Annotated in this window: 11 protein-coding genes; 7 read left to right on the top strand and 4 right to left on the bottom strand. The window is 67.1% G+C overall.

The genetic code is table 11. The features are described from left to right. Nucleotides 1–741, top strand: a 741-nt coding sequence (locus tag VGH54_RS15980) for an alpha/beta hydrolase (RefSeq protein ID WP_331513037.1), incomplete at its 5' end; no start/stop codon positions are given. Here VGH54_RS15980 and VGH54_RS15975 read toward each other — a convergent pair. Then, on the bottom strand, nucleotides 738–1,619 hold the full coding sequence (locus tag VGH54_RS15975; RefSeq protein ID WP_331513036.1) for an A/G-specific adenine glycosylase: 882 nt from the start codon (nucleotides 1,617–1,619) through the stop codon (nucleotides 738–740). The two genes, VGH54_RS15980 and VGH54_RS15975, sit on opposite strands and share 4 nt — an antisense overlap. 25 nt (nucleotides 1,620–1,644) lie before the next feature. Between VGH54_RS15975 and VGH54_RS15970 the strand changes: the two genes are divergently transcribed. Together VGH54_RS15970 and VGH54_RS15965 are read left to right on the top strand one after the other, a co-directional pair. Beyond that, entirely contained in the window at nucleotides 1,645–2,274 is a 630-nt protein-coding gene (locus tag VGH54_RS15970) for a carbonic anhydrase (protein WP_331513035.1), read from the top strand. Between the two features lie 165 nt (nucleotides 2,275–2,439). Beyond that, nucleotides 2,440–3,237 (top strand): hypothetical protein, encoded by a 798-nt coding sequence (locus VGH54_RS15965; protein WP_331513034.1) that lies wholly within the window; start codon nucleotides 2,440–2,442, stop codon nucleotides 3,235–3,237. Here the strand turns inward: VGH54_RS15965 and disA are convergent. The 3 genes from disA to VGH54_RS15950 are packed head-to-tail and all read right to left on the bottom strand — an operon-like array spanning nucleotide 3,234 to nucleotide 6,341. Further along, nucleotides 3,234–4,346, bottom strand: a complete 1,113-nt coding sequence (disA, locus tag VGH54_RS15960; protein WP_331513033.1) for a DNA integrity scanning diadenylate cyclase DisA — start codon at nucleotides 4,344–4,346, stop codon at nucleotides 3,234–3,236. The two genes, VGH54_RS15965 and disA, sit on opposite strands and share 4 nt — an antisense overlap. Next, nucleotides 4,346–5,776, bottom strand: a complete 1,431-nt coding sequence (gene radA / locus VGH54_RS15955; RefSeq protein WP_331513032.1) for a DNA repair protein RadA — start codon at nucleotides 5,774–5,776, stop codon at nucleotides 4,346–4,348. Before radA ends, disA begins: the two co-directional genes overlap by 1 nt. Nucleotides 5,777–5,816: 40 nt before the next feature. Beyond that, entirely contained in the window at nucleotides 5,817–6,341 is a 525-nt protein-coding gene (locus tag VGH54_RS15950; protein ID WP_331513038.1) for a hypothetical protein, read from the bottom strand. 380 nt (nucleotides 6,342–6,721) lie between these two features. On the opposite strand from VGH54_RS15950, the gene carD reads away from it, so the two are divergent. The 4 genes from carD to cysS all read left to right on the top strand — a co-directional run. Further along, nucleotides 6,722–7,210 (top strand): RNA polymerase-binding transcription factor CarD, encoded by a 489-nt coding sequence (gene carD / locus VGH54_RS15945; protein WP_331513031.1) that lies wholly within the window; start codon nucleotides 6,722–6,724, stop codon nucleotides 7,208–7,210. Nucleotides 7,211–7,235: 25 nt separating this feature from the next. After that, nucleotides 7,236–7,907: a 2-C-methyl-D-erythritol 4-phosphate cytidylyltransferase gene (ispD, locus tag VGH54_RS15940; protein WP_331513030.1), complete on the top strand. Its 672-nt coding sequence runs from the start codon at nucleotides 7,236–7,238 to the stop codon at nucleotides 7,905–7,907. After that, nucleotides 7,904–8,389, top strand: coding sequence for a 2-C-methyl-D-erythritol 2,4-cyclodiphosphate synthase (ispF, locus tag VGH54_RS15935; protein WP_331513029.1), 486 nt, complete (start codon nucleotides 7,904–7,906; stop codon nucleotides 8,387–8,389). Before ispD ends, ispF begins: the two co-directional genes overlap by 4 nt. A 159-nt stretch (nucleotides 8,390–8,548) precedes the next feature. Beyond that, nucleotides 8,549–9,579 (top strand): cysteine--tRNA ligase (cysS, locus tag VGH54_RS15930; RefSeq protein WP_331513028.1); only part of this gene is annotated, 1,031 nt, incomplete at its 3' end.

The following is a 9,579-nucleotide window of genomic DNA, read 5'->3' as shown; positions in this document are numbered from 1 at the left end:
ACCCACCGCGGTGGACGAGGTGAACCGGTGGTCTTGGTGCACGGCCTGATGGGCCGTGGCACCACCTGGTCGCGTCAGCTGCCGTGGCTGACTCAGCTGGGCGCCGTCTACACCTACGACGCGCCTTGGCACCGCGGTCGTGCGGTCGCCGACCCGAGTCCGATCAGCACCGAACGCTTCGTGGCCGACCTCGGTGACGCCGTGGTCGCGTTGGACGCGCCGGTCCGGTTAGTCGGGCATTCGATGGGCGGGCTGCACTCCTGGTGTTTGGCCGCCGAGCGGCCCGACCTGGTCTCGGCGCTGGTCGTCGAGGACATGGCGCCGGACTTCCGCGGTCGCACCACCGGTCCGTGGGAGCCGTGGCTGCGTAACTTACCGGTCGAATTCGATTCCGCCGAACGGGTATTCGCAGAATTCGGCGAACTCGCCGGCCGGTACTTCCTGGACGCGTTCGACCGGACCGCGACCGGGTGGCGGCTGCACGGACACACGTCGAAGTGGATCGAGATCGCCGCCGAGTGGGGCACCCGCGACTACTGGGCGCAATGGCAGGCGGTGCGCTGCCCGGCGCTGCTCATCGAGGCCGCTAACTCGTTGACTCCCGCCGGCCAGATACGTTCTATGAACGAAAACGGTTACCGCACAACGTATTTATATGCATCCGGGGCCGGGCATTTGGTTCACGACGAGGCGCCGCAGCTGTATCGGCAGGCGGTGGAGTCGTTCCTGGCTGCGTGCTAGCCTTCTTCGCCGGCCAACGCGAATCGCCCATCGCCGGTCTTGGCCACCAACCCGTCGGCCAGCAACGAGTCCAGCGCCCGGTCGCGCTGCACGGTGTCGCTCAGCCATGCGACGTCCAACTGGGCACGGGTGACCGGGGCCTCGCTGCCGCGCAGCACATCCATCAGCCGGCCCCGAACCTGGCGGTCGGTTCCGGCGTAGCCCTGGGGCCGACGAGCCGGGCCTTCCGATGGCGGGAAGCCCGCCGAACGCCATTGACACACGCTGAGCGGACACAGCCCGCACCGCGGCGTCCGCGCGGTGCACACCGTGGCACCCAACTCCATCAGCGCCGCGGAAAACTTATGCGCTGAAGCATCGTTGGGAAGCAACGCCGCTACCTCGGCGTGATCGCGGACGGCGGATGCCGCCGCGGCGTCGGCGCGTCCGTGCACGGCCCGCGCCACCACCCGGCGCACATTGGTGTCGACCACCGGGACCGCCTGCTGGTAGGCGAAGCACGCCACCGCGCGGGCGGTGTAGCCGCCGACTCCGGGCAGCGTCAGCAGAACGTCGACGTCGTCCGGAACGACGTCGTCATAGTCGCGGGCGATGACGGTGGCGCACTCGTGCAGGCGTTTGGCCCGCCGCGGGTAGCCGAGCTTGCCCCAGGCCCGCACGATGTCCGCGGAGCTCGCCGCTGCCGTCGCGGACGCGGTGGGCCAGCGCGCCACCCAGTCCCGCCAGATCGGCTCCACCCGCGACACCGGCGTTTGCTGCAACATGAATTCACTGACCAGAATCTGCCACGGCGTCACCTCGGGATCTCGCCACGGCAGGTCACGCCGCGACCGGTCGTACCAGTCCAGAAGTTCACGCTGCGTTGGAGAGAGCTTCATAGGTTGCTACGGCACAATGAGCGGCATGCCGAACACCGATCCCGTAACTGCTTGGAAATCACTCAAAGAGGGTAACGAGCGGTTCGTGGCCGGCCAGCCCGAACACCCGAGCCAGAGTGTGCAGCACCGGGCCAGCCTGGCCAAAGGTCAGAAACCCACCGCCGCGCTGTTCGGCTGTGGCGACAGCCGGGTGGCCGCCGAGCTCATCTTCGATGTGGGCCTGGGAGACATGTTCGTGGTCCGGACAGCCGGCCACGTGATCGACTCGGCGGTATTGGGATCACTGGAATTCGCAGTGGGTGCGCTCGGTGTGTCGGTGATCGTGATCCTCGGCCACGACAGCTGCGGTGCGGTCAAGGCGACGCTGGCGGCGCTGGACGACGGCGCTTTGCCCGGCGGCTACGTGCGCGACTTGGTCGAGCGGGTGGCGCCGTCCATCTTGCTCGGCCGCCGTGAAGGCCTCACCCGGCCCGACGAGTTCGAGGCACGCCACGTTGTCGAGACCGGCACGCAACTGCTCGAGCGATCGTCGGCCATCGCCCGAGCGGTCGCCGCCGGAGACCTGGCGATCGTAGGCGCCACGTACCACCTCGAAGACGGGCGAGTGGTGTTGCGCAACATCATCGGCGACGTCGGGGACAAGGTCGACGCCTAACCGCCGGTCGAATACCGCGGCGTGACGAGGCCGTGGTCGTAGGCGTAGACGATGGCCGCCGCGGCGGCCTCAGCCGATCGCCGCGGGATCGCCGTCTTCAGTTAACTGGGCGACACGCCGAGCTTGGTCGGCCAGGTCGACGTGACCTGGCCTTACCGTGTGAATGTGCTGGATCTGGAACCGCGAGGCCCATTGCCGTCAGAGATTTACTGGCGACGCCGGGGATTGGCGATTGGCATCGCGGTCGTCGTAATCGCCATCGTCGTCGCGATCATCGTCGCCGTACTGAGCGGAAGTGCCGGCGCCAACACCTCCGATGCAGCCAAGAAGCCAACCCAGGCCGGGCAGGGCGCACCGGGAACCAACCCCGAGGTCAAGACTCCGGTGGAGCCGCCGGCCGGTCAGAACACCGGCCAGCCGGCCGAGACGCCGACGGCCGCTGTGCAGCCGCCGCCGATGCTCAAAGAGGGCGACGACTGCCCCGACTCCACGCTGGCCGTCAAGGGTCTGACGAACGCGCCGCAGTACGCCATCGGTGACCAGCCGAAGTTCGTCATGGTCGTCACCAATATCGGGCTGGTGGGCTGCAAGCGCGATGTGGGCGCCGCAGTGCTGGCCGGCTACGTCTATTCGCTGGATAACAAGCGGTTGTGGTCGAACCTGGACTGCGCGCCGTCCAACGAAACCCTGGTCAAGACCTTTGCACCCGGCGAACAGGTGACCACGTCCGTCACCTGGACCGGCATGGGGTCGGCTCCGCACTGCCCGCTGCCGCGGCCGGCGATCGGGCCCGGTACCTACAACCTCGTCGTCCAGCTGGGCAACCTTCGATCGCTGGCGGTTCCATTCATCATGGCTCCGCCGCTGCCTCCCGGTGCCGCGCCGCCTCTTCCGCCGCCTGGGTTGCCCGGCTCGCCGGGACCGGGACCGCTGCCCGGTCCGCCACCTGGCCCCGGCGGCTAGCTGAGCGGATCGCCGATGGTCGATTCGGCCAGCTGCGACAGTCCTTCTCGCACGTGGCGGGCCCAGATCTCGCCGATGCCTTCCACGGCTTCCAGGTCGCCCGCACTGGCCGCCAGCAGGCCCTGTAGCGAGCCGAACTCGCGGACCAGCCGGTCGGCGTGGGCGAACTGTAGCCGCGGGATCTCCGACATCGCACGGTAGCCGCGCGAACTCACCGCGGAGTCTTGAGCTTCCGCAGTCGACGGGTAACCGAAAACCCTTGCCATCGTGGTGAAGTCGAGCAGCTCGGCGTCAGACATGGCATCCAGCTCGTCGAGCGTGACCGCAACCTCGGCCTTGGACAACGGCTCGGGGTTGGCGTGGTAGTCGCGCACGACCAACTCGCGAGCAGCTTCGTTACCGCCGAGCAGTTCTTCGAGCTGCAGCCGCAGTTGGCGTCCGTCGGTGCCCAGCTCGACGACCTCGTAGTCCAGTTCCACGCCGATTCGGCGGACCAGTTCCAGCCGCTGTACCACCGTCATCACGTCGCGGAGCGTCACGAAGTCTTCGATCTCGGCCCTCGACAGCTGCCTGCTGACCTCGTCGAGCCGTGTCTTGTACCGCTCCAGTGTGGCGAGGGCCTGGTTGGCTCGCGACAAGATGGTGGACGAGTCGGCCAGCACATGGCGCTCACCGCAGTAGTAGACGGTCACGATGCTCATCGAGTGGCTAACCGAGATCACCGGATACCCAACCTGGTTGGCGGCCCGCTCGGCCGAGCGATGCCGGGTCCCGGATTCGTCGGTGGGTATCGACGGGTCCGGCACCAGTTGCACGTTGGCCCGCAGGATGCGGCTGCCGTCGGTGGACAGCACCACCGCGCCGTCCATCTTGCACAGCTCACGCAGCCTGGTCGGTGCGTACCGCACGTCGAGGGAGAAGCCGCCGTCGCAGATCGCTTCGACGCTGTCGTCGTAGCCGAGGACGATCAGTGCGCCCGTCCGGCCACGCAGGATGCGTTCCAAGCCGTCGCGCAGCGCCGTACCCGGCGCAAGCCGTGCCACGGCCTCACGCAAGGAGGGCCGCTGTTGGGCCGCTGAGCCGTTCGTCGATGGTTTGCCGACTGTCATCACCAGTCATTCTGCTCCGTGGGAGCGGAGTCCGGACGATGTGGTGGATTCTGGTCCCTGTCGCGGTGCCCGGCGATGTCGAGCACGTGCTCGAGTGCAGCGACGATGGTGGGCGCTTGCAGCGTCTTCAAACCCGGCGGCACAGCGTCACAGCCCAACGGAATCAGTGCCGTGGTGAACCCCTGCCGAGCCGCTTCGGCCAGCCGCCGCTCCATGCCGCTGACTCGCCGCAGATCGCCAGCCAACCCGACCTCGCCGATCATCACCGCGGTGGCCGGCAACGGCAGGTTCACATACGCCGACGCCAGCGCGACCGCCACCGCCAAATCCGACGACGGGTCGGTCAGCCGCATGCCGCCGACCGTGGACAGGTACACGTCATTGACGGCGATCCTGAGCCGGGCGTGTTTTTCCAGCACCGCCGCGATCATCGCAGCGCGCGCGTGGTCGATCCCGCTGACGGCGCGGCGCGGTGAAGTGCCTGTCGGCGTGGCCAGCAACGCCTGGATTTCGCCGACCAGCGGGCGCTTTCCGTCGAGCGTCACGGTGATCGCCGTACCCGCGACGGGCTCCGGTCGCTGATCCAGAAAAAGCCCGGACGGGTCGACGACACCTTCAATCCCGTTGTCCTGCAGCACAAAACAACCGACCTCGTCCGCTGCGCCGTAACGGTTCTTCACGCCGCGGACCATCCGCAGCAGCGAGTTCCGGTCGCCTTCGAAGTGCAGCACCACGTCGACCAGATGTTCCAGCGAGCGGGGGCCCGCAATGGCCCCGTCCTTGGTGACGTGGCCGACGAGAATCAGTGGCACACCAGTGGTTTTCGCCGCGCCGGTCAGCGCGCTGGTTACCGCGCGCACCTGAGTGACACCACCGGCGACGCCGTCGGTGCCTGCGCTGCACATGGTCTGCACCGAGTCGACCACGACCAACGTCGGCTGCACCGCCTCGATATGACTAAGTACCGCATGCAGATCCGACTCGGCGGCCAGATAGAGCTCGTCATGGCTGCAGCCGGTCCGATCGGCGCGCATCCGGATCTGGCCGCGCGACTCCTCGCCGGACACATACAGCGCGCGCCGCCCGGACGCCGCCCACTGGTGGGCGACCTTGAGTAACAGCGTCGACTTGCCCACTCCGGGATCGCCTGCGAGCAGCGTGACAGAGCCGGGCACGACGCCCCCACCGAGCACGCGGTCGAGTTCGTCGATCCCGGTGGGGCAGTGCCGGGTGCCGTCAGGCTCGACGGAGCTGATCGGAATGGCGGCCGGGGACGGGCCTGCCGCGGCCCGAGTGCCGCCTCGTACGGCACTGAGCACGGCCACCTCGTCGACCGAGCCCCAGGTGCCGCATTCCAGGCAGCGTCCTACCCATTTGGCGGTGACATGGCGGCATTCCGAGCAGCGGTACTGCGAACGTGCCTTGGCCACCCGGTGACGGTATCCGGCTGGTGTGACAGATCAGCGGAGGTTAGGCCGGCCCGGGCGATTCGTGGTCCGGCCCGCTTTCCGGCGCTGAAATCGGCACTCCCATGCTGACGCTGCCGGCCTTCTCGAAATTGAAGGTGAAGTCGTAGTTCGGGCCGTTGGTGATCGGCTTGCTCAGCGCGATAGTCGCCTTGACAGAGGTGGCGTTCTCCACGGCGCTAACGGATTTTTTGCTCTGGCCGTTCTGCGGGCCGACGAACAGCACGCCACTGGCAGGCAGGGTGGGGTCGCCGGTCACGGTGACTTTGCCGATGTCGGTGGCGATGCCGACCAGCTTGTCAGTGATGTCCGGCGACTGGTTGACCGCGACGAGGACTAGGTCCACCGTGGCGCCCGGGCGCAGGAAATCACCGGTCTGCCGCGCCTGAATGTGGACGTTGCGCAGCGCGACGTTGTTGATCACCGCCTGGTTGCCGTCGACGGCCGACTGCTGCATGGCGGTCTGCGAAACCTGTCCGGCGCTGCAGCCCGCGATCGCGCCGGCGCCGATCAAGGCACCGGCTGCCAGCGCGGCGCGCTTTGGCGAGCGACGACTCGAGCGGGATTTCGAGACGCGGTAGTCGAAGCGGTTCACTCAAAGCCTCCTGCTCGGCCCTCGAACGCCACTGCGGTTCGACTATGCACAGTAGTAGGTCGGCCGGGGCCGCGAAACCGCAGGGCACCAGAGGCGGATTAGAGCAGCGCAACAGCATCTTTGACACCTCGAACAGCTCACAACTCCAGCCCTCCGAGCGGCGCCGAACGGGATCTCGATATGTCAGCACCTTGCACGAAACTCTCCGTATGTCAACCCCCTTTGCACATGCCTGATGCCCCTGACCTGCACCGTTGTTCACCACGTGTTGGCGTGACGTGTTAGCATGGAGTCACGAAAGGGGCTCGAAACTGATGAATTTTGCGGTCGGAGACACCGTTGTCTATCCACACCACGGTGCTGCGTTGATCGAGGCGATTGAAACCCGAACCATCAAAGGGGAACAAAAGGAATATCTCGTCTTGAAGGTGGCGCAGGGCGACCTGACGGTTCGAGTACCCGCTGAGAACGCCGAGTACGTCGGCGTCCGCGACGTGGTCGGCCAAGAGGGCCTCGACAAGGTGTTCCAGGTGCTTCGAGCGCCGCACACCGAAGAGCCGACGAACTGGTCCCGCCGGTACAAGGCCAACCTGGAGAAGCTTGCCTCCGGCGACGTCAACAAGGTTGCTGAGGTCGTGCGTGACCTGTGGCGCCGTGATCAGGAACGCGGCCTGTCCGCCGGCGAGAAGCGCATGCTGGCCAAAGCCCGGCAGATTCTGGTCGGTGAGTTGGCGTTGGCCGAGAGCACCGATGAGGCCAAGGCTGACACCATCTTGGACGAGGTTCTCGCCGCCGCTTCCTGAATTCCCTGAGTCGCAAGGAACGGGGTTGACCGGCACGGTCGCAGTTGTCCCGGCCGCGGGGTCGGGCGAACGGCTGGCCGCCGGTGTGCCGAAGGCTTTCTTTCAGCTCGGTGGACGCACTCTGGTTGAACGCGCCGTCGACGGCCTGCTGCATTCGGGCGTCGTCGACCGCGTCGTCGTGGCGGTGCCGTCCGATCGCACCGACCGGGCCAAACTGATCCTCGGCAGCAGCGCGACCGTCGTCGCCGGTGGAGCCAATCGCGGTGACTCGGTCGCCCGGGCGCTGGCGGCCGTCGAAGATGCAGAAGAACCTGATTTCGTGCTGGTGCACGACGCTGCCCGGGCGCTGACACCGCCCGAGTTGGTGGTACGGGTCGTCGAAGCATTGCGAGCCGGCCATCAGGCCGTCGTGCCCGTGCTGCCGCTCTCGGACACCATCAAGGCCGTCGATGCCAACGGCGCGGTTCTGGGGACACCGGAGCGGGCCGGGCTGCGCGCCGTGCAAACCCCGCAGGGTTTTGCCACCAAACTGTTGCTGCGCGCGTATCAGCAGGCCGGAACGGCGGATTTCACCGACGACGCGTCACTAGTCGAGCACGTCGGCGGGCAGGTGCAAGTGGTCGACGGCGATCCGCTGGCATTCAAGATCACCACGCGCCTCGACCTGCTGCTGGCCCAAGCGATCGTGAACCGGTGAACGCGCGAGTCGGCGTAGGCACCGATGTGCACGTCATCGAACCTGGCAGGCCGTGCTGGTTGCTTGGCCTGCTGTATCCCGATGTCGACGGCTGCGCCGGGCACTCCGACGGCGACGTGGCCGTGCATGCGCTGTGCGACGCGCTGCTGTCGGCGGCCGGATTGGGCGATATCGGCGACGTGTTCGGTGTCGACGACCCGCAGTGGGCCGGTGTCGGCGGTATGACGATGCTGCGCCACGTCGCGGATCTGGTCGCGCGGCAGGGCTACCGCGTCGGTAACGCGGCGGTACAGGTGATCGGCAACCATCCCAGGGTCGGGCCACGTCGCGCTGAGGCGCAGACGGCGCTGACCGAAGTCCTGGATGCACCGGTGTCGGTGTCGGCGACCACCACCGACGGGCTGGGGCTGACCGGGCGTGGCGAGGGCCGGGCGGCAATCGCGACGGCTTTGCTGGTCGCGGCCGACGACACCACGCGCTAGCCGCCGCAGGGGGCAGCCGATCTTTTTTTCGCATCGCAGTGATCGTTTCCCCTGCTGGTGGACGCTCGCGCCCTATCCGACGGGCTTTGTCGACGCAATCGACTTGGCGACTGTGCAGTGGTCATCGATTACATATCCGGCCCGGTAAGCTGGCATGTCGTGACCGATAGCGCCGACCTGCGGCTACACGACACGGCGACGGGCGCCGTGCGTGAGTTCGTGCCGATGCGACACGGGCACGTCTCCATTTATTTGTGCGGCGCCACCGTGCAGGGACTGCCGCACATCGGCCATGTGCGTAGCGGGGTCGCGTTCGACATCCTGCGCCGCTGGCTCAGTGCGCGGGGCTGCGACGTCGCGTTCATCCGCAACGTCACCGACATCGACGACAAGATCTTGAACAAGGCCGCCGCCGCGCATCGACCGTGGTGGGAATGGGCGGCGACCTACGAGCGGGCGTTTTCCGCTGCCTACGACGCGCTCGGCGTCCTGCCGCCCTCAGCCGAGCCCCGGGCCACCGGCCACATCACGCAGATGGTGGAGCTGATCGAGCGACTGATCGAGTCCGGCAACGCCTACGAGGGTTGCGGCGACGTCTACTTCGACGTGTTGAGCTACCCCGACTACGGCCAACTGTCCGGTCATCGGATCGACGACGTGCACCAGGGCGAGGGCGTCGCGACCGGTAAGCGTGATCAGCGGGACTTCACGTTGTGGAAGGGCGCTAAACCCGGTGAGCCGTCCTGGCCTACGCCGTGGGGACGCGGGCGGCCAGGCTGGCACACCGAGTGCGTGGCAATGGCCCACGAATATCTCGGTCCGGAATTTGATATCCATTGCGGTGGAATGGATTTGGTGTTTCCACATCACGAAAACGAGATCGCGCAGAGCCACGCGGTCGGCGACAAGTTCGCCCGCTACTGGCTGCACAACGGCTGGGTCACCATGGGCGGCGAGAAGATGAGCAAGTCGCTGGGTAACGTGTTGGCGATCCCGGCGATGCTGCAGCGCGTGCGCGCCGCCGAGCTGCGCTACTACCTGGGCAGCGCCCACTATCGGTCGATGCTCGAGTTCTCCGAGACCGCGCTGCAGGACGCGGTCAAGGCTTACGCCGGCATCGAGGAGTTTCTGCATCGCGTCCGCAACCGGGTCGGCGCCGTGGTGCCCGGCATATGGACGCCGCGGTTCGC

Source organism: Mycobacterium sp. (genome assembly GCF_036488105.1).
In the GTDB taxonomy this organism is placed as follows: domain Bacteria; phylum Actinomycetota; class Actinomycetes; order Mycobacteriales; family Mycobacteriaceae; genus Mycobacterium.
This window is presented reverse-complemented; position numbering and strand designations above follow the sequence as displayed.

Coding starts and splice junctions, on each gene's coding strand:
- VGH54_RS15975 (WP_331513036.1), bottom strand. CDS start 1,619: ATGAAGCTCTCTCCAACGCAGCGTGAACTTCTGGACTGGTACGACCGG.
- VGH54_RS15970 (WP_331513035.1), top strand. CDS start 1,645: ATGCCGAACACCGATCCCGTAACTGCTTGGAAATCACTCAAAGAGGGT.
- disA (WP_331513033.1), bottom strand. CDS start 4,346: ATGACAGTCGGCAAACCATCGACGAACGGCTCAGCGGCCCAACAGCGG.
- carD (WP_331513031.1), top strand. CDS start 6,722: ATGAATTTTGCGGTCGGAGACACCGTTGTCTATCCACACCACGGTGCT.